Genomic DNA, 20,931 nt, shown 5'->3' with positions numbered 1-20,931 from the left:
TCGGCGGCGAAGTCGCCATAATGTAGTTTTTCTCACCATTGGTGTGGACGTTCAGATCGGTTCCTGATGGCGCTCGCGGGGCGGGGAGCCGACGGCTCACAGCGGGATCTCGGTTCCCTCGCCGACCTCGACGGCCCGGCGGTAGACGGCCGCACCGGCGGCCGCGTCGAGCGTCGCCGAACCGACGCTCGCGACCACGACGGGCGCCTCCGAGTCGGGCGTGTCGCACCGGCCGCCGACCAAGTCGCCGAACGGCAGGAGGTCCGCGACGCCGAGGGCGGTCCCGCGGAAGTCCCCCGTCTCCGCGACCTCCTCGGGCACGTCCGCGAACACCCTCGCCGCCCCCTCGACCAGTTCCGGGGGTAGTTCCCGCATCTCCGCGGTGAACGCGCCGACCGCGACGACCAGCGCGCCCGGTTCGAGCGCGTCCGCCGGGAAGACGGGCGCGGTCGCGGTCGTCGCCGTCACGACCGCGTCGGCGCCGGTCACGGCCGCCCGCGGCGACTCGACCGCGCGTGCCGGGATGCCCTCCTCGGAGAGGTCCTCGGCGCACGCGTGCCGGGAGTCACTCGGCGAGTAGACCCGCACGTCGTCGAGGTCGGCCACGGTGGCGACCGCCCGCGCCTGCCACCGCGCCTGTTCCCCCGCACCGATCACCCCGAGCGCGGCGGTCTCGGGGGCGAGTTCGCGGACCGCGAGTCCGCCGATGCAGCCCGTGCGGGCGTTCGTGACCGTCGTTCCGGCCATGTACGCCTCCGGGGTTCCGGTCCGGGCGTCGGTGAGCGCGATCTGGGCGTTGATCGTCGGGAGTCCGCGGTCCGGGTTCCCCTCGTGTACCCCGACGAGCTTCGTCGCGTACTGGTCCGCGCCGTGGATGTACGCGGGCATCGCGATCGCGGTCCCCGTCGGCTCCTCGCCGTCCAGCCCCCGCCCGACCGGGAAGTGCGGCCGGTCGGGACGCTCCACCTCGCCCGCGGCCTGTTTGTCGAGCGCGTCGCCCACCACGTCGACGAGTTCCGGAAGGTCGACGTGGGGCTGGACCTCCTCCTCGGAGAGCACGAGTACCATGTGTTCGGTCGTCGCTCCCCCATGCCTTAGGTGTTGATCCACGAGGCGATGGGTGGCGCGCGGGGTCCCGAACGCGCCGACCGCGGACGGAACGACCGAACCACATCGCACAAATATCTGAACGGTAGAAAGATATATTGAGCGCCGGGGCGTAGCTTCTGTATGAGCGAGTTCGAGGCGGCCCCGAACTCCGGGGCCGATCGATCCCGGTGGCAGGAGGGAACGGACACGTTCGGTCGTGTCTACGACGTGATCCTAGGAGTCACGTCGCCGACGGCGTACACGGACATCGCCGAGATCGCGGACTGTTCCCCCAACGCGGCGAAGAAACACCTCGACCGACTGACGGAGATGGGCGTCGTTCGCGCGGACCGCGATCGCCGCCCCGCGGCGTACGAGCGGAACGAGGGGTTCCTCGAGTGGCAGGACGCGAACCGCATCGCCGACGACCTCTCGGTCGAGGAGATCCTCGACCGCGTCGCCGACCTCGAGGAGCGGCGGTCCGAGTACGAGGAGCGGTTCGGGACCGCGGATCCGAACGACGTCTCCGTGTTCGGGGCGGAGAATCACGAAACGGTCCACGCGCGAATGACCGCGGTGAGCGAGTGGAAAGGCGTGATCCGGGACCTCCGGCTGTACGAACTCGCCCGTCAGCTCGCGGGGAACGACGGACATCTGATCCCCGCCTGAGAATGGGTCCGCCCCCGAGCGAGCCGGGAGCCGACTCGACCGGACCACCCGACCGACAGACGTTGCGGCTCCTCGAGCGCCAGCTCGCCGCGGACGAACTGGTCGCCGAGGTCGCGTTCGATCCCGACCCCTACGAGCCGCGACTGCTTCGCGCGACGCTCGACCGCGATAGCTACCCCGATTCGGTGACCGCGGTCCGGCTCGACGTCAGGTGGTTCACGACCGGCGACTTCTCGATCCACTACGTCGAGTCCCGCGGAGACGACCGTTGGGAGTGCCGCTGGGACAGGCATCCGAACGCCCACAACGCCCGGGTACACTTCCACGAACCGCCGGCCTGTGCGACGGTCACGGACCTGGATCTGTCGTCACTGCACCCTCTGGACGTCTACGCGACGGCGTTCGAGGCGGTCGAGAGACGCATCCGGTCGCTGTGGTGACCGCCCGTCGAGGCCCGACGGGCCCGGTGCGGACGCTTATGTCGGGAGGGTCCGACGGACGGCCATGGACGTACTGGTCTGTGGCGGCGGGATCGTCGGGCTCGCGGCCGCGTACGAACTCGCCGAGCGCGGCGCGGACGTGACGCTGTGCGAGAAGGGGTCGCTCGGGGGCGGGAGCACCGCCCGCGCGGCCGGCGGCATCCGGTCGCAGTTCTCGACGCGCGTCAACGTCGAACTCTCGCTCGCCAGCAAGCCGGTCTGGGAGGGCTTCGAGGAGCGGTTCGGCGTCGACATCGGGCTTCGGAAGAACGGCTACCTGTTCCTCGCGCGGAGCGAGGCGACCGCGGAGCGGTTCCGGGAGAACGTCCGCATGCAGCGCGAGCTGGGCGCCGCGTCGGAGCTTCTGACGCCCGCCGAGGCGGCCGAGCGCTGTCCCGGACTCGACCCCGACCCGTTCGTCGCGGCGACGTACAATCCCGACGACGGGGTCGCCGACCCGAACCTCGCCGTGCAGGGGTACGCCGGCGCCGCCCGAGAGGCGGGCGTCGAGATCAGGACCGGCGCGGTCGTCACCGACGTGCTCCGGGAGGAAAGCCGCGGGAGCGGCCGCGTGGTCGGAGCCGAGGTCCGCGCGGACGGGGGCGAGATCGGGGAGCAGGCGACGGACCGGCTGGCGGTCGACTACGTGGTCAACGCGGCGGGCGCGTGGGCGAGCCGGGTGGGCGAACTGGCCGGCGTCGACCTGCCGATCTCGCCCCGCCGGCGACAGATCGCGGTCGTGGAGCCGTCGACGCCCGTGCCCGAGTCCGTCCCCCTCACCATCGACCTCGAAACGGGGTCGTACTTCCGGCCGGAGCGCGAGGGGATCGCGCTCGTCGGCGGTCACTTCGCGGAGCCGGATCCCGACGCAGACCCGGACGGCTACGACGAGGGGATGGACATCGACTGGGCCGCGGAGGCGGTCGAGCGCGCCGGCGCGTACACCGACTACTTCGGGCCGGCGACGCGGATCCGGCGCGGCTGGGCCGGGCTGTACGCGGTCACGCCGGACCACCACCCGGTCGTGGAGGAGTCGGTCCCCGGGTTCGTGACCGCGGCGGGGTTCTCGGGCCACGGGTTCCAGCACGCGCCCGCGACCGGCCGGATCGTCGCCGACCTCGTCCTCGACGGCGAGACGGGTCTCGTCGACGTGTCGGGGCTCGATCGGGAGCGGTTCGAGCGCGGGGAGACGCTCGCGGAGCGCAGCGTCGCCTGAGTCCGATACCCCCCGAGTTCGTCACCGTCCCGTGAGGGGGCCGAACCACAGGATTGAGAACCTCGGGGAGCGAACCGGCGGGCCACTGTGACTCTCGAACGCGAACGCGAGGCCGTGGTGCGTCACGCGCCCGCCCTCGCCGACCTCACGCCCGCCCGCACCGGCAACCTCAGCGTCCGCCGCGGCGACGCCTTCGCCATCACCCCGACCGGCGTCCCGTACGACTCCTTCGACGCGGCCGACGTGCCGGTCGTCGGCTTCGACGGCGAGCAGAAGGCCGGCGAGATGACCCCCTCGAGCGAGGTGCCGATGCACACGGGCATCTACAGGCACGACGAGCCGGGCGCCATCGTCCACACGCACTCCACGTGGGCGACGACGATGGCGACGCTCCACCAGTCGCTCCCGCCGGTCCACTACATGATCGTCGCGGTCGGGCGCCGCGTTCCCCTCGCGGACTACGCCCCCTACGGCACCGAGGAACTCGCCGCAAACGTCGTCGCCGCGATGGCCGAGGCCGGCTCCTCGGCCGCGATCATCGAGAACCACGGGCTCGTCGTCACCGGCCCGGACCTGGAGACTGCGCTAGAGAACACCCGCCACGTCGAGGAGCTCTGCCGGCTCTACCTGCGCGCCTCCGCGGTCGGCGAGCCGACGACGCTCACCGACGACCAGCTCGCGACCGTCGAGGAGAAGTTCGCCTCCTACGGCCAGCCGGACGCGGAGTAACCGGCCCGACGCGGAGAGAAGGGCGACCGGCGGCATTTATGAATGACTGCGGCGACCGGCGGCGTCGGGGCTGTCCGCGCGCCGGCCGAACGTGCCGCGGCGTTCCACCCGATGTGCGATCACGCCCGCGAGCGGGACGCCGTTCGCGACCGCGACGCCGATCGGTTCGGAGCGCGGCGCGCTCCCGAGGTCGGTGGAGGGTCTGTACATCGGTCCTCGTACGCGGTCGAACATAGAAGGCAGCGGAGTGGGACGGACGATGATGTGTGCCCGGGTTCAGCGATCGGTCACACCATCCTGCAAGTGTTCGTGGGTCCGCCGTCCGTCGGTTCGGACACCGTGCTGCAAGTGTTCTTCCGGAAACGAAGCGGACGGAGTGGAAGCTGAAGGGGAGACTTCAGCAATAGGGGTTCAACGTCCGATATCTTCGAGAACCTCCAGACCAGTAGGATCGGTCAAGGGAGAAATTAGTGACTCGGTCCCGTCGACCCAGTCAGGTCCCGCCCGAGTTGCTACCGTACGGGCCGTCCGCGTCCGTGACGGCAAACGTGATTTCCCCGCCAGGCACAGTGTTCATATCCCGAGCATCGATCGCGACACCGACGAGCGTGGAGTCACCCGAATTCAGTCCCCCTCCACTCGCGTTGGTAGTGTCGTATCCCTGGAAATCGTCCCAGCTGGGGTAGAAGCTGTCTTCGGGGTAGTTACCGCTGTACTCCTCGTAGACCTCCTTGGGAACGAAGTGCCATCGGCCCGGATTAGCCAGTCCAGATTTGTCGATGGTAATGTCGAGATTGTTGGGTCCGTTATTCACCATCCTGAAGACGCCGTCGAAGGTCGAGACAGAATCCGCGTTGATCCCGGAGCCACCGTTGCCATTGGCAGCGAAATTCAGCATCAGTTCCTTGCCGTTCTTTTCTGCGTATGAGGACGTGTCCTCCAGTCCCAGATATGCGTTCTGGTCGCCAGCCACATTGACGCTGACACTACGATCCGCTTCAACACTCGCGAACGCACCCGTACCCATTGCAGCTGCCCCACCGGCAGCGAGCGATCCCATTCCGATCACGAATTTGCGACGTTCCATGTCGTATCTCACCTTCGTTGACGCACCCCGCAACCCGGGCATCCGGGCCGGGAATGCTCACATGGGCCATGGGGGGAGAGGTACTTCGTTATGAGATCCTCGACATGATCCCCGGATCTCCTCGTTGGCGTTCCGGGCTCGGCTCGTTGGATGGATACCCTCGCTCGTTGGATCCCCGAGACGGTCCCGCGGACGAGAAATCGCGGCCAGAACGTGGTTCAACCGACCATCTCCGCCGGGGCGCTGAGCTCGAGCGATTCGGAAAGGGTCCCCTGTGACGCTTCGACCGCGGCTCGCGGCCGTAACGAGAGACCCCATAACCTATCACTATTCGTTAATTTACATGTAAACTACCCAACTACTTTATGGTGCATTGTCACAGACAATGCGGGCGAATGCTGCCGGTTCGGGGCCGCGGCATCCTCGCGGGCTCCGAGCGGCGACCGACTCAGACCCAGACCGATGCACACCACGACCGCCATTGCGAACGGAGCCAGTCCGGACGAGCCCGACCTCTCCGATAACGAGGTCTTCGAGATGCTCGCGAACCGCCGCCGGCGGTTCGTCATCCACGCGCTCAAGGGCGAGGAAGAACCGATGGACGTCTCCGAGCTGTCGCGGCGCGTCACCGCGTGGGAGGTCGGCGTCGAGCCCGACGCGGTCGAGTACGAGGACCGGCGGAACGTGTACAGCACGCTCCGGCGGACGCACCTCCCGAAGCTCGAGGAGAAGGACGTGATAACCGTCGACGACGAAGGGACGGTCAGGCCGACCCCCGCGCTCGAGAGCCTCGACGTCTACGTCGAGGTCCTCGAGGCCCGCGAGGTCCCGTGGAACCTCTACTACCTCGGACTGGCGGGCGTCGCCGGCGCGCTGCTGCTCGCGGTCGCGACGGGGGTCCCCGGTCTCGCCGGGCTCTCCCCGCTCGCGGTCGGCGCCTTCACCGTGGCCGCGTTCGGGGTGTCGGCGGTCGTTCACCGCGTCGTCGGCCGGCGCACCCGGCTCGGGACCACCGAGAAGCCCCCCGAGGTTCGGCGGCGCGACTGACGCCGGGACCGCGCACCGGAGCGCCCCGAAACGGATCGGTACGGAGCCCTCACGCGGTGCACACCGACCTGCAAGTGTTCTTCGGCGAGCGCGGCCGCGATGGGACGGGCGTCACGCCGGATCGATCCAGCCGACCGCGTCGCCGATCTCGAACTCCCCGTCCTCCGGGACCACGATCTCGTCGAGCGTGCCGTCGACGGGCGCGTGAAGGTCGATGCTCACCTTCTCCACCTGTATCTCGCAGACGGCCTCGCCCGCCTCGACCGGGCGGCCCTCGCGAGCGAACCAGTTGACGACGATCCCCTCCGTCTCGTCGACGTCGCGCTCCCAGTCGCCGCTGGCGCGGACCGCGACGCGGACGCCGCCGGACCCGCCGTCGGTGAGCAGCGGGCCGGCCGTCGGGGCGGGGTCCGGTCGGTCGGTCGTCGCACCTCGTGGGTGGCCGCTCATCGCACCTCGCGAACGGCCCGTTCGACGTCCTCGACCCCGGGGATCACCTCGTCCTCGAGCGGGCGCGCGTAAGGGATCGGCACGTCCGGAACCGCCACGCGCTCGACCGCGTCGAGGGCGTCGAGGTCCGCGTCGGCGACGCTCGCGACGATCTCGCCGGTGAGACCGAACGAGCGGTAGTCCTCGTCGACGACGACCAATTTCCCGGTCTTGCGGACCGACTCCACGACGGTGTCGACGTCCAGCGGGACGAGCGTCCGGAGGTCGATCACCTCGGCGTCGATCCCGTCCGCGGCGAGGGACTCGGCCGCCTCCAGGGCCCGGTGGACGTGCAGCCCGAGCGTGACGACGGTGACGTCCGCGCCCTCGCGTTTCACGTCCGCCTTCCCGAACGGGATGGTGTAGTCCGTCTCCGGGACCGGCGTCTTCGGCCCGTCGGGCGCCGGCATCCAGCCGATCCCCATCAGGCGCTTGTGGAACAGGTAGACGACCGGGTCGTCGTCGCGGATCGCGTTGTGCAGCAGCCCCTTCGCGTCGTAGGCGGTCGAGGGGACCACGACCTTCATCCCGGGCAGGTGCGCAAACGTGCCGTACAGCGTCTGTGAGTGTTGCGCGGCGTCGTTGTACGTCCCGCCGACCGCGGCCGTTAACACCAAGGGGACGTTGACGCTGCCGCCGCTCATGTACGTGTTCTTCGCGAGCTGGTTGTAGATCTGGTCCATCGCGACGCCGAAGAAGTCGACGAACATCAGCTCCGCGATGGGGCGCATCCCGGCCTGTGCCGCCCCGACCGCGGCGCCGAGGTACGCCGTCTCGCTGATCGGCACGTCCATCACGCGGTCGCGGCCGAACTCCTCCAGTAACCCCTGCGTGCTGTCGAAGATGCCGCCGTAGTCGGCGACGTCCTCGCCCATGTAGAACACCTCGTCGTCGGTCTCCATCTCGTGGGCGATCGCCTCCACCATCGCGCGGCTCATCGTCAGCTCGCGGTCGATGACCTCTCGGGAGCCCGGCTCGGCGGCGTCACTCATCGCCGCTCACCTCCGCCAGCTCGAAGTCGGGCTCGCTGTCGGTCACGCCCGACGCCGGGTTCACGAAGACGTCGTCGTGGGCGGCTTCGGGGTCCGGATGCGGCTGTTCCTTCGCCCACGAGATGGCCTCCTCGACGCGCGCCTCGGCGTGCTCGCGGACCTCGTCCAACTCCGCGTCGTCGACGCCGCGGTCGCGCAGCTCCCGTTCGAGACGTTCGATCGAGTCGCGCGCGAGCGCGGCCTCCTCGTCCGCGTCGGAGCGGTACGTCTGCGGGTCGCCCATGAAGTGGCCCATGCGGCGGTGCACCTGCACCTCCAACAGCGTCGGGCCGTTTCTGTCGCGGGCGCGACCGACCGCCTCGCCGGCCGCCTCGTACACCGCGACCGCGTCGTCGACGTCCACGCGGACGCCGGGCATGTCGAAGCCGTCCGCGCGCTTCGAGCCGTCCTCGACGTCCGTGACGCGCTCCTTCGGCATGCTTATCGCCCAGTCGTTGTCCTCGACCACGAATACGACCGGGAGGTCGTGGACGCTGGCGAAGTTCAGCGACTCCAAGAACCCGCCCTGGTCGATGGCCCCCTCGCCGAGGAACGCGACCGCGACCGCGTCCTCGTTGCGCTTCTTCGCCGCCAGCGCCGCGCCGGCCGCGGGCGGACACCCCTGCGCGATGATGCCGCTGCACGCGAAGTTCACGTCGGGGTCGAACAGGTGCATGTGGCCGCCCTTCCCCTTTCCGAGTCCCGTCTCCCGACCGAATATCTCCGCCGTCATGCGCTTCAGGTCCACTCCCTTCGCGATGGCGACGTGGTGCGGGCGGTGCGGCGCCGTGACGGTGTCGGACGGTCGCAGGTGGTGACAGACCCCGACCGCGGCCGCCTCCTGTCCGGCCGCGAGGTGAAGCTCCCCGGGGATCGGCCCGGCCGAGATGTCGAACGCGGGCTGTTTGCCCTCCAGGTACTCCTCCTGGAGCCGCTCCTCGTACCGGCGGGCGGTCACCATGTCGGCGTACATCGCCCGCAATTTGTGTATTGCTACCATAGCGCGTAGATAGTCGTTTATAATTATATAAGTTCGTTTGGGTGATCCGCGGCCGGGTTCACATGTGAATCTCCGGATTGATGCGGGAGCGGGTCCTTCTCACACGCATGCCGAGCACGGACTCCGACGGCGTGCGGATCGACTACGCCGTCGACGGACCGCCGGACGCGCCCGCCGTCCTCCTGTTGGAGGGACTGGGGTACGGTCGGTGGATGTGGGACTGGCTGACCGGCGACCTGACGCCCGACTTTCGGGTTATCAGACCGGACAACAGGGGAACCGGCGACTCGGAGGCGCCGGCGGGGCCGTACACGATCGGGGAGATGGCCGCCGACGCCGCAGCGGTGCTGGACGACTGCGGGTTCGACCGGGGGGACCGGGTCCACGTCGTCGGCGCCTCGATGGGCGGGATGATCGCCCAACGGCTGGCGCGCGACGACGAGCGCGTGGCGACGCTGACGCTTCTGTGTACCACGCCGGGCGGCGAGGAGGCCGTTCCGACGCCCGAGGACGTGCTGGACCACATCTTCTCGGTCCCCGAGGGCGCCGACGAGCGCGAGACGATCAGACACCGCATGAAGCCGGCCGTCTCCGACGACTTCTACGACCGCGAACCCGGCCTCGTCGCGGACATCGTCGACGCCCGACTCGCGGGCGACGCGGGTCCGGAGGGGCGCGAGGCGCAGGCCGCCGCCGTCGGCGCGTTCGACGCCTCCGCGTGGGTCGGCGAGCTGACGCAGCCCGCGCTCGTGATGCACGGCACCGCCGACCGCGTGCTCCCGTTCGAGAACGGCGAGTTGCTCGCCGAAGCCCTTCCGGACGCGACGTTCGAGACGGTCGAGGGCGGGCCGCACCTGTTCTTCATCGAGGAGCGCGAGCGCGTGAACGACCGGGTCCGCGAGTTCCTGGAGGGGCATGTCTGAGAACACGCCGCCCCCGTCGAGGGGGACCGACGACCCGCGGCCGCACCCCCACGCCGCACGCGGGTACGACTGGGTCGGCGACCTCGCGGGGCGTCGCGCCGCCCTCTCGCCCGACCGCGTCGCGGTGAAGGACGCCGTGAGTGGCGAGACGCACACCTACGCCGACCTCGAGGAGCGCGCGAACCGCACCGCGCGGTACCTCCGCGAGCGCGGCGTCGGGAAGGGCGACCGCGTCGCCGTCGTCTCCCGGAACCGGATCGAGCTGTTGGACCTCTTCTTCGCGACCGGCAAGATCGGCGCGGTGCTCGCGCCCCTCTCGCACCGGCTCGCGGAGCGGGAACTGGCCGCGGTGTTCGGCGACGTCGACCCGACGCTGTTGCTCGTGGAGACGCCGTTCGTCGGCGACGCCATCGACGCCATCGAGCGCGCGAACGCCGAGCCGGCGGTCCGGTCCATCCCGAGCGACGGCGACAACGAGTGGACGCCCTACACCGCCGAGTTGCCCGACGACGGCTCGCCGGTCGACCGTCCCCCGGTGGCGCTCGCCGACCCCCATCTCTTCTTGCACACCGGCGGCTCCACCGGCGTGCCGAAGGAGACGGTCATCAGCCACGGCGCGATCCAGTGGAACTCCTTCAACACGATCACGGCGTGGGGGCTCCGCGAGGACGACGTGACCCCCCTCCTGTTCCCCATGTTCCACACCGGCGGCTGGAACGTGCTCACGGTGCCGTTCCTCCAGATGGGCGGGACGCTCCTGATCGCGCCCGAGGTCGACCCCGGGCGCGTGCTCCGGAACGTCGAGCGCGAGGGCGCGACGGTGCTCGTCGGCGTCCCCGCCGTGTTGCGGATGATGGCAAATCACGACGACTGGGCGGCGACGGACCTCTCGACGCTCCGGTTCGTCAAGAGCGGCGGCGGGCCGTGCCGGGAGGCGGTGATCGCCGAGTGGCGCGACCGCGGGATCGAGTTCTCGCAGGGGTACGGGCTCACCGAGTGCGGTCCGAACAACTTCGCGATGCCCGACGACTTCCCGCCCGAGAAGACCGACAGCGTCGGCGTCCCCGCCCTCGGCGTCGACGCCCGCGTGGTCGACGACAGCGGCGAGCCGGTCGGCCTCGACGAGATCGGCGAGCTGGAACTGGCTGGCCCGGCCGCGGGCGACCGCTACTGGAACAACGACTCCGAGACGCGAGAGACGTTCGGCGACTGGGTGTCGACGGGGGACCTCGCGCGCGTGGACCCGGACGGCTACTACCACATCGAGGGGCGCAAGAAGAACATGTTCGTCTCCGGCGGCGAGAACGTCTACCCGCCGCAGGTCGAGGACGCCATCGCCGACCACCCGAAGGTCGAGGAGGTGATCGTGATCGGCGTCCCGGACGAGAAGTGGGGCACCGTCGGCAAGGCGGTCGTGCAGGGCGACGAGTCGCTCACGCTCGGGGAGCTGGAGTCGCACCTCGCCTCCCGGGTCGCGCGCTACGCGGTCCCGAAGGCGCTCGCGTTCGTCGACGAGATGCCCACGAGCGGCCCCTCGAAGATCGACCGGTCCGCGATCGCCGACCGGTTCGGTGCGGACGGCGAGTAGTCCCGCCCGAGGTATCCCGGCCCCTCACCGCTCGCCGGCCTCGACCGCCTCGCGGAGCGCCCGGACCTCCTCGCGGACCGCCCGCCAGTCGTCCAGCGATCCCGGGACTTCGCTGGCGCCGTCGCCCGCGCGCTCGCGAACGATCCCGTACGGTTCCGTCGGCCCGCGCACGTCGTAGAGGCGCAGGTCGCGGCCGCCGGCGACCTCGATGTCGACGGTCCCGTACCCGAACAGCGAGCCGGTCACGCCCTGTCCGTACCCGACGTTCTGAACGCGCGCGTACTCGACGCGGCGCACCGACCGGCCCATGATTCCGGTCTTCACGAGTATCGCCCGGTCGGTCAGAACGAAGACGGTGGTGACGACCCGCAGGTAGTGGTAGACCGCCGGAGCGACCGCGGCCGGCGCGAGCGCCAGTACCCCGGGATGGATCGCGTACGCGGCCGCGACCACGGCCGCGAGCGCGACGAGGGTCACAGAAATGCCACCCAGCGCGCGGGTCCGACGGGGAGACGCCTCCCACAGCACCGCGGACTCGTCGAAGCGCCGCCAGTCGGACGCGCCGGAAGCCGCTTCGTCAGCGGCGGTCATCGGTCCGCGTCGTCCTCCACGGCGCGGCGAATGCCGCGCAGCTCCTCGAGGATGTCGGCGAGCACGTCCGCCTTTCCCTCGCCGCCGCGGTCGTCACCGTGCTCGACCTGCCGGTCGATGAGTTCTTGCACGTCCGCGGGCGCGGGCACGCTCCGAAACTGCATCTCCACGCCGGAACTCCCTGCTGTGCTCACTTCGACGTTGCCGTAGCCGAAGTAGGCGCCGACCGCGCTCTGGCTGTAGGAGATGTTCTGCACCTTGTCGAAGCCGATCTTCTGGACGTCTCGCGAGAGGATGCCGGCCTTGCGGTAGAGACCGGAACTCGTCACCACGTAGTTGGTGTTCGTGTACGTCAGGTACGCGCCGGCGACGATGGGGATCCCGATCAGGACCAGCGAGAGCGGGAGGCCGACGACCAGCGCCGGAACGAGGCTGCTCCGGTGCGGCTGGCTCGCCCACAGTACCTCCTCGCCGCCTTCCAGCGTGAGCCAGTCGAGCGTCGGGTCACCGGCCGCGGCTGGCGAATCCGGTGAAGCGCCGACGGTTTCCGGTGATCCGGTTCCTGGAGAGCCGGTGTTCTCGGACGCGGGGTCTGGCGTCATGGGTTCGCCGTCGCCGCCCCGGGACTAAATCCTGTCGCGGTGGCGGGTCGCGCATCGGCCGCCCCGTCACACAGACTTATCACGGAGTAACGATATCGATCTGCCATGATCGACCTCACGATGGACATGGAGCAGTTCGACTGCCCGTTCATCGACACCAGCGCGGACCACGAGGTCACCTTCTCCACGATGCACTGGCAGCTCGACACGGCCGCCGAGCAGTTGGAGACCCGACTCATCGCGGAGGCGCCCGACCGCTGGGAGTTGGACGCGGGACTCACCGCGCTGCGCGAGCACCCGAACATGAGCGACTATCGGCTGTTCTCGAAGCAGGACGGCACCGCCGTGATCCGGACGGTGATCGAGGAGACGAACGCGATGTCGACGATCACGGGCCACGACGGCTACATCACCGGGCCGTTCCACATCGAGGACGGGTCGGAGCTGTGGCAGGTCGGCTTCGACGACGAGGCGACCGCGGAAGAGGCGGTCGTCGACCTCGAGAAGGGCAACGAGTTCGACATCGAGCGCCGCTCGGAGCTGGAGCTGAACCAGCTGTTCGAGATCATGAACCACGCGGACGCCGCCTCGACCCTACTCGACGCCTGTCGCGACCTCTCGGAGGTCGAGGAGGAGACCATCACCACCGCCGCGGACGCGGGCTACTTCGAGTCGCCCCGCGAGGCCACGCTCTCGACGCTGGCCGACGAGTTCGACGTCTCGACCGCGGCCGTCTCCAAGAACATGCGCCGCGGCGAGAAGAAGTTGCTCCGGAGCGTCGTGCAGGCGCTCGAGGACCTAGACTGACCGGCGCGGTCGGGGAGCCATGCTGTCGGCGCAGACGAACCACGGGTTCTTCGACGGAGACCGAACGAGCGCCGCGCGTCCTCCCTGCCGCCACGCGCCCTCGCTGCCACCGCGTGTCCCTACTGACTGATCCGCGTCGCGCTCACGACGAAGACCTCTCCGCAATCGCAGTGGACCTGGAAATCGGTCTCGTATCGCGAGTGCATCTCCGCGACTCGCTCTCCACCACAGTCACACTCGAACCGTACTGTCGCACCCATACTAGTTATTTGATTGTCACGTAACATAGTGCTTTCTATCATTACTCGTTTGATAGTTTCTTTATTTCCTCCGGATTGATAATCGTGACAGTTCCCCTCGCGACGGGCCCCACCCGGGGGTGACGGCGTGTGACAAATTTTTGGATGTGTATTTATGCTCAGATCGCCATTATCCGCCGATGACGCTCGTGGTTCCGTACGACGGTTCCGATCTCTCGAAAGCGGCGCTCGTGCGCGCGGCCCAGTTCGACACGCTCCTCGAGGAGGGCGTGATCGCGGTGACCATCGTGCCGAGAGAGAACGCCGAGTACGCCCGGGACAGAGGATGGATCGAGGCGGGAGAGCCGTTCGACGCCGCGACCGTCAGCACGCGCCTCGAGCGAGCGGTCTCCGAACTGGCGCCCGGAGCGCGGCACGAGACGGTCTTCGTGGACAGGTCCGCGCAGATCGGAACCGTCGCGGTACGACTCAGAAAGTTCGCGATCGAGCACGACGCCAGCATCGTGTTCCTCGGGAGCGAGAACGCCGGCCGCATCGCCAGTTCGATCTCGGTCGGCCAGACCGTCGCCGCCGACCGCGGGTTCGACACGCTGATCGTCTCGCACGTCTCGCCGACCCACGTCGACAAGTTCCGGGAGACGGGCGTTTCACTCGACCCGGCCGACGACCGCCGTTCGGCCGAACGCGGCCGATAACCGATCGCAGCAGCGTTCCCGTGGACGATTCGTGCGGTAGGGGCCGCGAGGCGTCCGTCTTTCGAGGTTACCATATTAACCATGCAGGTTTTGCCGGTCCCTGACCCTCGTTAGTAGCATGCGAGAGCACACCACACGACGGCGATACCTGAAAGGAGCCGGCGCGGCGAGCACCGTTGGCGTCGCGGGACTGGCGGGGTGTACCGGCGGCGACGACGGCGGGACCGAGACGGAATCGGGCGGGGGCGACGGCGACACCGAGTCCGGCGGCGGCGCCGAGGCGACCGCGGAGGGAGAGGTGAGCGGCACGCTGACGGTCGGCGTGCTCCAGCCGCTGACGGGCGACCTCGAGTACTACGGCCTGCAGTCGCTGTGGGGGTTCCTCTCCGGCCTGGCGTACAAGTTCGACCAGGAGCCGCTCGCGGTGGAGTCCGCGGGCGTCGAGACCATCGAGGCGGGCGACCTGACCGTCGAGCTGCATATCGAGGACTCCGGCTTCGCGGCCGACCAGGCGCAGTCGGTCGCGACCGACCTCGTGGAGGACGTGGGCGTCGACGTGCTGTTCGGCACCGCGTCCTCCGGTGCGGCGCGGCGCGTGATCGAGACCGTGGCCATTCCCTCCTCGACGCCATTCGTGGCGGGGCCGGCCGCGGCCGCGGACTTCACGGCCGACTCCGACACCTGTAGCGAGTACGTGTTCCGCGCGAGCGAGAACACGGTGATGGACGCCCGCTCCGGCGGGCGCTACGTCGCACGGGAGACCGAAGTGGAGAGCGTCTACATCATGGCGGCGGACTACTCGTTCGGCCGGTCGGTCGCGGCGAACTACCGCGACGTGCTGGAGAGCGAGGGCGTCGAGATCGCCGGCGAGCAGTTCGTCCCGCAGGGCTACTCCGAGTTCGAGGGGCTCTACGAGAACGCGGTCGACGCGGGCGCGGACGCGGTCATCGGCGGCTTCACCGTCGCGACCCTGCCCACGTTCCTCAGCGTCGGGCTCGAAGGGGGGTACGACCTCCGGCTGTTCGGCGGCTTCGCGACCCAGATCAGCGTCAACGCCATCGGCGGCGTCGCCCAGCGCGTCCTCGGCGAGGACCTCACCGAGCAGGACCTGAAGGACGCCAAGCTCGGCCCGTTCACGACGCGCTACCACTGGAACCAGTACGACAACGAGATCAACGACGCGTTCGTCGACATGTACACGGACGCCTACGGCGTGGTGCCCGACCTGTTCACCTCGGGGACGTTCACGGCCGCCTCCTCGATCGTACAGGCGGTCGAGGCCAGCGGCTCGACCGACGGCGCCGACATCGCGGCCGAGATGCGCGGGATGACCGTCGCGGAGACCCCGAAGGGCGAGGGGGGCTACGTCTACCAGGAGTACAACAATCAGGCCCGCTCTGAGATGACCGTCTCCTACCCCGTCCCCAACACCGAGGAGAACTGGGACGCGGCGCTGATGCCCGGCGAGCCGGTCGCCCGCATCGGCATGGACGAGGTGACGCTCCCGGCGGACGACGAGAACATGGACTGCTCGCTGTAGATGACGCTCCGCACAGCCGGGCTGACGAAGCGGTTCGGCGGGCTCGTCGCCGTCGACGGCGTCGACTTCGAGCTCGAGCCCGACGAGTGCTGCTCGCTGATCGGCCCGAACGGCGCGGGCAAGACGACGTTCTTCAACCTGCTCACCGGGGCGCTCTCCCCGACCGAGGGGACCGTCGAGTTCCGGGCGGGGGCGGCCGGCGGAAGCGGCGCGGGCGGCGGCGCGGACGGCGACGACGCCGGCGTGGCCGCTGACGACGCCGACGATGGGTGGCGCGACCTCACGGACGCCGCGACCCATGAAACGGCGCTCGCGGGGATCCACCGCTCGTACCAGATATCGAACCTCTTCCCGACCTCGACGGTGCTGGAGAACGTCCGCATCGCCGCGCAGGCCCACGGCGACGACTCCTGGAAGCTGTGGCGCAACGCGGACGCGCTGACCGACTACACCGAGGAGGCCTACCGGATCCTGGACCGCGTGGGGCTCGCGGACGCGGCCGACACGCCCGCGCAGGCGCTGAGCCACGGCGGCAAGCGCAACCTGGAGGTCGCCATCGCGCTGGCGGGGGACCCGGACGTGCTGCTCCTGGACGAGCCGACCTCCGGCGTCTCGACGGACGGGATCGAGGACGTGATCGCGGTCATCGACGACGTGGCCGACGACCACGCCATCCTGCTCGTGGAGCACAACATGGACGTGGTGATGGAGGTCTCCGACCGCATCGCCGTGCTCCATCAGGGGAGCCTCATCGCCGACGGCGAGCCGGCCGCGGTCCGGGAGGACCCCGCGGTCCAGGAGGCGTACCTCGGCGGCTACGAGGGCGGCGAGACCGGCGAGACCGACGGCGGAGAGTCGGAGGGGACTCCCGAGAACGGCGGCCCCCCGGGAGGGACGGCGTGAGCCTGCTCGAACTCGACGACGTCCACGCCTACTACGGGCAGAGCCACGTCCTGCAGGGCGTGTCGCTCGACGTCGAGGAGGGCGAGGTGGTCGCGCTGATCGGCCGCAACGGCGTCGGGAAGACGACCACGCTCCGCTCGATCCTCGGCCTCACGCCACCTCGCGAGGGGACGGTTCGGTTCCGCGGCGAGGACGTGACGGGCGAGGAGACCCACGAGATCGCCCGCCGCGGCGTCGGCTGGGTCCCCGAGGAGCGCCGGATGTTCACCCACCTGACGGTGGACGAGAACATCCGGATCGCGACCCCGGAGCCCGCGGGCGTGCCCGAGGCGTTCGAGACCGCCTACTCCACGTTCCCGGAACTGGAGGAGCACCGCGGTAAGGAGGCCGGCGACCTCTCCGGCGGCCAACAGCAGATGGTCGCCATCGCGCGCGGCCTCGTGGGCGACAACGATCTGTTGCTCGTCGACGAGCCCTCGGAGGGGCTGGCGCCGCTCATCGTCGAGGCGGTCGCGGACGCCATCCGGACCGTCAGCGAGGAGACGACCGTACTGCTGGTCGAACAGAACTTCCCGCTGGCGACGGAGCTGGCGGACCGCTACTACCTGCTCGACCACGGCACTGTCGTCGACGCGGGGTCGACCGAAGGGGTCTCGCGCGACGACGAGACGATCCGGAGGTACCTGTCGGCATGAGCGCGTTTAGGGGGTGTCTGTCGGCATGAGCGCGTTCAGGAGGTGTCCGTCCGCATGAGCGCGCTCGGTGCGGCCCTCGTGTCGGCCGACCTGCTGTTACAGGGCGGCGTCGTCGACCTCTTCAGCGGGCTGGTCGGCGTCGTGCTCGACGGGCTCTCGAAGGCCGCGCTGTTCGTCCTGATCGCCAGCGGACTCAGCCTCATCTTCGGGCTGATGGGCGTGCTCAACTTCGCGCACGGATCGCTGACGATGATCGGCGCGTACCTCGGCGGCGTCGTGATGGTCGTCGCCGTCACTGGCGAGACCGGCGGGCTGACGCGGCTGGTGCTGTTCTTCCTCGCCATCGCCGCCGTCTTCGGCGTCATGACCGCGTTCGGCGCCGCGATGGAGCGAACGATCATCAGGCCCATCTACGACCGCGCGCCGCTGTTCCAGATCCTGTTGACCTTCGGCGTCGTCCTCGTGCTGGACGAGGTGGCGCGGATCGTCGTGGAACTGCGGGGCATGCAGCCCCAGAGCGACTGGCAGGCGGCGCTCGGGACGGCCCCGGACTTCCTCGCGGCGTGGTACGAAATTGCCGGCGTGAGCATCCGCGGGCTCTACCTCTTCGAGGTCCTCGTCGGGGCGCTCGTCGTGACCGCCATCGCCGCCTTCCTCACCCGGACCAGATACGGGCTCTACATCCGCGCCGGTAGCGAGGACGCGGAGATGGCGCAGGCGCTCGGCATCGACATCAGGCAGGCGTTCACCGTGGTCTTCGGCGTCGGTGCCGGTCTCGCGGGCGTCGCCGGCGTGATGTTGATGTGGGATCCGCGATACGGCGCCTCGGTCCCGCTCGGGGTCGAGACGCTGCTGATCGGCTTCATCGTCGTCATCATCGGTGGGCTCGGATCGTTCAAGGGCACCGTCGTGGCGGCGCTTCTCGTCGGGTTCACCGACGCGACCATGACGTGGGTGTTCCAGAACCACGTCTCCTTCCCCGGGCTTCCGGAGATGGTGATGTTCCTCGTGCTCGTCGGCGTGCTCGTCGTCAGGCCGCAAGGCCTGTTCGGCCTCGCGGAGGTGGGCGGCCATTAGTCACCCCGACGGCGGCGCGGACGACGCGTCGACTGAAGCGAACGAGTCGGCGGGAGCGACCACCGACGACCGCATCGACCGGCCGGACGGCCCGCGCGAGGCCGCGGTCAGCTACCTGCGCGACCACGTCGTCCACGCGGCGGTCGTCCTGGCGTTCGGGCTCTACCCGCTGGTGTACGGAGCACTGATCGGGTCACCGCTCGGCGACGAGTTCGCGGTGCTGCTGCCGCGCGTGCGGACGATGATCGCCGTCTTCTACGTCGGGCTGTTCGCGATGAGCTTCGACTTCGTGTCGGGGTACACCGGCTATCTCTCGTTCGGCCACGCGATGTTCTACGGCACCGGCGCGTACCTCGTCGTGATGGCCGCCAACGGCGCGCTCCCGCTCGTTGGGGCGGAGACGTCGTTCATGACGCTGCTCGTCGTGGCGGCGCTTCTGGGCGCGGCGTTCGCGCTCCTCGTCGGCTCCGTCTCCTTCCGGCTGACCGGCGTCTACTTCGCGATGGTGACGCTCGGCTTCGCGGAGGTCGCGCACGTGTTCATCCGGAACTGGGACCGCGTCTCCGACAACCCGCGCGACGGCGCCGCGGTCACGTCGCCGGACGGCTTCGCGATCGGCGTGCCGGGCGTGGATGACCTGCAGTGGAGCATCGGTCGGCTGGTGGGCGACAGCGTCGAGAACGCCTTCGGGCTCGGGATCGAGCTCGGCACCGCGGAGCTCTCCTACTACCTGATCGGCGCCGTGACGCTGCTGTGCTACCTCGCGCTCCAGCGCGTGCTCCACTCGCCGTTCGGGCGCGTGATGGTCGCGGTTCGCGAGAACGAGGAACGGGCCCGAGCGGTGGGGTACGACACCTTCCGCTACAAGATGGGCGCGTTCGCCATCAGCGGCGCGTTCGCGGCGGTGGCGGGGGCGCTGTTCGCTGGATACCGCCGCTCCGTGGCGCCGTCCAGCACGTTCGACCTGTTCGTCACCGCCGACGCGCTGCTGGCGTCGATCATCGGCGGGTTCGGGACGCTCGCGGGCCCGCTGTACGGCCACCTGTTCCACGAGACCGTCGGCGACATGCTGACGACCGAATCGGGCGGCCTCGCGCGCTACCTCCGCGAGACGCTCCCCGAGTCGCTGCTGACCGCCGACGTGGCTGGCATGGAGGTCGTAACTGTCGTCAACGTCCTGATCGACGGCCGCGCCGAGCTCTACCTGGGCCTGATCTTCATCGCCTTCGTGCTGTTCGTTCCGCGCGGCCTGCTCGGGACGCTCCGGGACCGCCTCGGCGGGACCGTCGCGGAGGCCGCCGCCGAACGGTTGCGGAGGTGGTCGCCGTGACGGCCGCCGTCGGTTCTTCTCGGTGGTGGTCGCCGTGACGACGGTCGGCCTCACGGGCTTCGGGACTTACGTCCCGGACGGCGTCGTGACCGGCGAGGAGATCGCCGCCGAGAGCGGGATCCCCGAGGCGGTCGTCGTCGAGAAGATGGGCGTCGTCGAGAAGCGGGTCTGCCCGCCCGACGCGGACCACGCCTCGGACATGTCCGTCGCGGCCGCGGAAGAAGCGCTCGCGGACGCCGGCGTCGCCGCCGCGGACGTCGACCTGCTGTTGTACCACGGCTCGGAGTTCAAAGACCACGTGGTCTGGAGCGCCGCGGCCGACGTAGCCGACCGGCTCGGCGCCGAGAACGCCTTCGCGACCGAGAGCTACACGCTCTGTGCCGGGGCACCGATCGCCGTCCGGCAGGCGGCCGCGCAGCTGCAGGTCGACCACGTCGACACCGCGCTGCTGGTGGCCGCGAGTCGCGAGGAGGACCTCGTCGACTACGCGAACCCCGACTCGTCGTTCATGTTCAACTTCGGGAGCGGCGCGAGCGCGATGGTGTTGGAGGCCGATCCCGGGAATGACGCCCGAGCCACGGTCCACGAGAGCGCCGCGAAGACCGACGGCTCATTCTCCCGGGACGTAGTGATGCCCGCGGGCGGGTCCGTCGCCCCGCCGAGCGCGGAGACGGTCGACGCCGGCGAGCACGCCCTCGACGTGGCGGATCCCGACAGCATGAAGGAGCGGCTGGGACCGGTCTCGCTCCCGGCGTTTCTGGAGGTCGCTGACGCGGCGCTGGAAAGGTCCGGCTTCGCCCGCGAGGACGTGGGGTTCGTCGCGCTCACCCACATGAAGCGGTCGTTCCACGAGCGCGTGCTGGAGGAATTGGGCGTCGATCCCGCCGAGGACGGCTTCTACCTCGACCGCTACGGTCACGTGCAGAGCGCCGACCAGATCCTCGCCGTCGAGGAGGGGCTCGAACGCGGGCGGATCGACGACGGCGACGTGGTGCTACTGCTCGGTGCCGGGACCGGCTACACGTGGGCCGCGACCGCGCTCCGCTGGCGAGCGTAGGCGACTCCGGGTGCTGCGCGCTCCCGG

The 20,931-nt window shown here is 69.6% G+C and carries 23 protein-coding genes; 15 read left to right on the top strand and 8 right to left on the bottom strand.

All coding sequences use genetic code 11. The features are described from left to right. Nucleotides 1-96: 96 nt before the first annotated feature. Nucleotides 97-1,068, bottom strand: coding sequence for an ornithine cyclodeaminase family protein (locus tag ACZ432_RS01635; protein WP_426963244.1), 972 nt, complete (start codon nt 1,066-1,068; stop codon nt 97-99). Nucleotides 1,069-1,230: 162 nt separating this feature from the next. On the opposite strand from ACZ432_RS01635, the gene ACZ432_RS01630 reads away from it, so the two are divergent. The 4 genes from ACZ432_RS01630 (at nt 1,231) to ACZ432_RS01615 (ending at nt 4,182) form a co-directional block, all read left to right on the top strand. Further along, nucleotides 1,231-1,758 (top strand): winged helix-turn-helix domain-containing protein, encoded by a 528-nt coding sequence (locus tag ACZ432_RS01630; RefSeq protein WP_426963246.1) that lies wholly within the window; start codon nt 1,231-1,233, stop codon nt 1,756-1,758. A gap of 2 nt (nt 1,759-1,760) precedes the next feature. Next, nucleotides 1,761-2,198 carry a hypothetical protein gene (locus tag ACZ432_RS01625; RefSeq protein WP_426963248.1) on the top strand — a complete coding sequence of 146 codons (438 nt, stop codon included), beginning with the start codon at nt 1,761-1,763 and terminating at the stop codon, nt 2,196-2,198. Nucleotides 2,199-2,262: 64 nt separating this feature from the next. Next, nucleotides 2,263-3,453, top strand: coding sequence for an NAD(P)/FAD-dependent oxidoreductase (locus ACZ432_RS01620; protein WP_426963250.1), 1,191 nt, complete (start codon nt 2,263-2,265; stop codon nt 3,451-3,453). A gap of 87 nt (nt 3,454-3,540) precedes the next feature. Beyond that, the gene (locus ACZ432_RS01615) at nt 3,541-4,182 is read left to right on the top strand and encodes a class II aldolase/adducin family protein (protein ID WP_426963252.1); all 642 of its coding nucleotides are present in this window, start codon (nt 3,541-3,543) and stop codon (nt 4,180-4,182) included. Between the two features lie 36 nt (nt 4,183-4,218). On the opposite strand, the gene ACZ432_RS01610 is transcribed toward ACZ432_RS01615, so the two are convergent. Next, a complete protein-coding gene (locus ACZ432_RS01610; protein WP_426963254.1) occupies nt 4,219-4,392 on the bottom strand; it encodes a hypothetical protein in 174 nt (57 codons plus the stop codon). 283 nt (nt 4,393-4,675) lie between these two features. After that, nucleotides 4,676-5,269, bottom strand: a complete 594-nt coding sequence (locus tag ACZ432_RS01605) for a hypothetical protein (RefSeq protein WP_426963256.1) — start codon at nt 5,267-5,269, stop codon at nt 4,676-4,678. Between the two features lie 462 nt (nt 5,270-5,731). On the opposite strand from ACZ432_RS01605, the gene ACZ432_RS01600 reads away from it, so the two are divergent. Beyond that, entirely contained in the window at nt 5,732-6,316 is a 585-nt protein-coding gene (locus ACZ432_RS01600) for a DUF7344 domain-containing protein (protein WP_426963258.1), read from the top strand. 111 nt (nt 6,317-6,427) lie between these two features. On the opposite strand, the gene ACZ432_RS01595 is transcribed toward ACZ432_RS01600, so the two are convergent. The 3 genes from ACZ432_RS01595 to ACZ432_RS01585 are packed head-to-tail and all read right to left on the bottom strand — an operon-like array spanning nt 6,428 to nt 8,809. Then, a complete protein-coding gene (locus ACZ432_RS01595) occupies nt 6,428-6,766 on the bottom strand; it encodes a lipoyl domain-containing protein (RefSeq protein ID WP_426963259.1) in 339 nt (112 codons plus the stop codon). Next, nucleotides 6,763-7,797 (bottom strand): alpha-ketoacid dehydrogenase subunit beta, encoded by a 1,035-nt coding sequence (locus tag ACZ432_RS01590; protein ID WP_426963261.1) that lies wholly within the window; start codon nt 7,795-7,797, stop codon nt 6,763-6,765. Before ACZ432_RS01590 ends, ACZ432_RS01595 begins: the two co-directional genes overlap by 4 nt. Continuing rightward, nucleotides 7,790-8,809, bottom strand: a complete 1,020-nt coding sequence (locus ACZ432_RS01585) for a thiamine pyrophosphate-dependent dehydrogenase E1 component subunit alpha (protein WP_426963350.1) — start codon at nt 8,807-8,809, stop codon at nt 7,790-7,792. Before ACZ432_RS01585 ends, ACZ432_RS01590 begins: the two co-directional genes overlap by 8 nt. A 134-nt stretch (nt 8,810-8,943) precedes the next feature. On the opposite strand from ACZ432_RS01585, the gene ACZ432_RS01580 reads away from it, so the two are divergent. Both ACZ432_RS01580 and ACZ432_RS01575 read left to right on the top strand, forming a co-directional pair. After that, entirely contained in the window at nt 8,944-9,759 is an 816-nt protein-coding gene (locus ACZ432_RS01580) for an alpha/beta fold hydrolase (RefSeq protein ID WP_426963263.1), read from the top strand. Next, nucleotides 9,752-11,347, top strand: a complete 1,596-nt coding sequence (locus ACZ432_RS01575) for a class I adenylate-forming enzyme family protein (RefSeq protein WP_426963265.1) — start codon at nt 9,752-9,754, stop codon at nt 11,345-11,347. The genes ACZ432_RS01580 and ACZ432_RS01575 overlap by 8 nt, the downstream gene beginning before the upstream one ends. 24 nt (nt 11,348-11,371) lie before the next feature. Here the strand turns inward: ACZ432_RS01575 and ACZ432_RS01570 are convergent, their stop codons facing one another. Continuing rightward, the gene (locus ACZ432_RS01570) at nt 11,372-11,938 is read right to left on the bottom strand and encodes a PH domain-containing protein (RefSeq protein ID WP_426963267.1); all 567 of its coding nucleotides are present in this window, start codon (nt 11,936-11,938) and stop codon (nt 11,372-11,374) included. Beyond that, nucleotides 11,935-12,540, bottom strand: a complete 606-nt coding sequence (locus tag ACZ432_RS01565; protein ID WP_426963269.1) for a PH domain-containing protein — start codon at nt 12,538-12,540, stop codon at nt 11,935-11,937. Before ACZ432_RS01565 ends, ACZ432_RS01570 begins: the two co-directional genes overlap by 4 nt. 105 nt (nt 12,541-12,645) lie before the next feature. On the opposite strand from ACZ432_RS01565, the gene ACZ432_RS01560 reads away from it, so the two are divergent. The 8 genes from ACZ432_RS01560 (at nt 12,646) to ACZ432_RS01525 (ending at nt 20,904) form a co-directional block, all read left to right on the top strand. Further along, a complete protein-coding gene (locus tag ACZ432_RS01560) occupies nt 12,646-13,347 on the top strand; it encodes a helix-turn-helix domain-containing protein (protein WP_426963270.1) in 702 nt (233 codons plus the stop codon). A gap of 439 nt (nt 13,348-13,786) precedes the next feature. Beyond that, the gene (locus ACZ432_RS01555) at nt 13,787-14,302 is read left to right on the top strand and encodes a universal stress protein (protein WP_426963272.1); all 516 of its coding nucleotides are present in this window, start codon (nt 13,787-13,789) and stop codon (nt 14,300-14,302) included. Between the two features lie 118 nt (nt 14,303-14,420). Next, nucleotides 14,421-15,842, top strand: coding sequence for an ABC transporter substrate-binding protein (locus ACZ432_RS01550; protein ID WP_426963273.1), 1,422 nt, complete (start codon nt 14,421-14,423; stop codon nt 15,840-15,842). Next, nucleotides 15,843-16,745 carry an ABC transporter ATP-binding protein gene (locus tag ACZ432_RS01545; RefSeq protein ID WP_426963274.1) on the top strand — a complete coding sequence of 301 codons (903 nt, stop codon included), beginning with the start codon at nt 15,843-15,845 and terminating at the stop codon, nt 16,743-16,745. It begins immediately after the preceding gene. Then, nucleotides 16,742-17,440, top strand: a complete 699-nt coding sequence (locus ACZ432_RS01540) for an ABC transporter ATP-binding protein (protein WP_426963276.1) — start codon at nt 16,742-16,744, stop codon at nt 17,438-17,440. The genes ACZ432_RS01545 and ACZ432_RS01540 overlap by 4 nt, the downstream gene beginning before the upstream one ends. A 54-nt stretch (nt 17,441-17,494) precedes the next feature. Beyond that, nucleotides 17,495-18,517 (top strand): branched-chain amino acid ABC transporter permease, encoded by a 1,023-nt coding sequence (locus ACZ432_RS01535; protein WP_058365270.1) that lies wholly within the window; start codon nt 17,495-17,497, stop codon nt 18,515-18,517. Between the two features lie 169 nt (nt 18,518-18,686). Next, nucleotides 18,687-19,847, top strand: coding sequence for a branched-chain amino acid ABC transporter permease (locus tag ACZ432_RS01530; RefSeq protein WP_426963351.1), 1,161 nt, complete (start codon nt 18,687-18,689; stop codon nt 19,845-19,847). Between the two features lie 34 nt (nt 19,848-19,881). Then, entirely contained in the window at nt 19,882-20,904 is a 1,023-nt protein-coding gene (locus tag ACZ432_RS01525) for a 3-oxoacyl-ACP synthase (RefSeq protein ID WP_426963278.1), read from the top strand. The last annotated feature ends 27 nt before the right edge of the window (nt 20,905-20,931 follow it).

The organism is Haloparvum alkalitolerans (assembly GCF_055381565.1).
The sequence above is the reverse complement of the archived record's forward strand: the minus strand, read 5'-3'. Positions and strand labels throughout refer to the sequence as shown.

Coding starts and splice junctions, on each gene's coding strand:
- ACZ432_RS01620 (WP_426963250.1), top strand. CDS start 2,263: ATGGACGTACTGGTCTGTGGCGGCGGGATCGTCGGGCTCGCGGCCGCG.
- ACZ432_RS01600 (WP_426963258.1), top strand. CDS start 5,732: ATGCACACCACGACCGCCATTGCGAACGGAGCCAGTCCGGACGAGCCC.
- ACZ432_RS01635 (WP_426963244.1), bottom strand. CDS start 1,068: ATGGTACTCGTGCTCTCCGAGGAGGAGGTCCAGCCCCACGTCGACCTT.
- ACZ432_RS01565 (WP_426963269.1), bottom strand. CDS start 12,540: ATGACGCCAGACCCCGCGTCCGAGAACACCGGCTCTCCAGGAACCGGA.
- ACZ432_RS01630 (WP_426963246.1), top strand. CDS start 1,231: ATGAGCGAGTTCGAGGCGGCCCCGAACTCCGGGGCCGATCGATCCCGG.
- ACZ432_RS01550 (WP_426963273.1), top strand. CDS start 14,421: ATGCGAGAGCACACCACACGACGGCGATACCTGAAAGGAGCCGGCGCG.
- ACZ432_RS01570 (WP_426963267.1), bottom strand. CDS start 11,938: ATGACCGCCGCTGACGAAGCGGCTTCCGGCGCGTCCGACTGGCGGCGC.
- ACZ432_RS01585 (WP_426963350.1), bottom strand. CDS start 8,809: ATGTACGCCGACATGGTGACCGCCCGCCGGTACGAGGAGCGGCTCCAG.
- ACZ432_RS01625 (WP_426963248.1), top strand. CDS start 1,761: ATGGGTCCGCCCCCGAGCGAGCCGGGAGCCGACTCGACCGGACCACCC.
- ACZ432_RS01595 (WP_426963259.1), bottom strand. CDS start 6,766: ATGAGCGGCCACCCACGAGGTGCGACGACCGACCGACCGGACCCCGCC.
- ACZ432_RS01605 (WP_426963256.1), bottom strand. CDS start 5,269: ATGGAACGTCGCAAATTCGTGATCGGAATGGGATCGCTCGCTGCCGGT.
- ACZ432_RS01535 (WP_058365270.1), top strand. CDS start 17,495: ATGAGCGCGCTCGGTGCGGCCCTCGTGTCGGCCGACCTGCTGTTACAG.
- ACZ432_RS01560 (WP_426963270.1), top strand. CDS start 12,646: ATGATCGACCTCACGATGGACATGGAGCAGTTCGACTGCCCGTTCATC.
- ACZ432_RS01590 (WP_426963261.1), bottom strand. CDS start 7,797: ATGAGTGACGCCGCCGAGCCGGGCTCCCGAGAGGTCATCGACCGCGAG.
- ACZ432_RS01545 (WP_426963274.1), top strand. CDS start 15,843: ATGACGCTCCGCACAGCCGGGCTGACGAAGCGGTTCGGCGGGCTCGTC.
- ACZ432_RS01575 (WP_426963265.1), top strand. CDS start 9,752: ATGTCTGAGAACACGCCGCCCCCGTCGAGGGGGACCGACGACCCGCGG.
- ACZ432_RS01610 (WP_426963254.1), bottom strand. CDS start 4,392: ATGTACAGACCCTCCACCGACCTCGGGAGCGCGCCGCGCTCCGAACCG.
- ACZ432_RS01555 (WP_426963272.1), top strand. CDS start 13,787: ATGACGCTCGTGGTTCCGTACGACGGTTCCGATCTCTCGAAAGCGGCG.
- ACZ432_RS01580 (WP_426963263.1), top strand. CDS start 8,944: ATGCCGAGCACGGACTCCGACGGCGTGCGGATCGACTACGCCGTCGAC.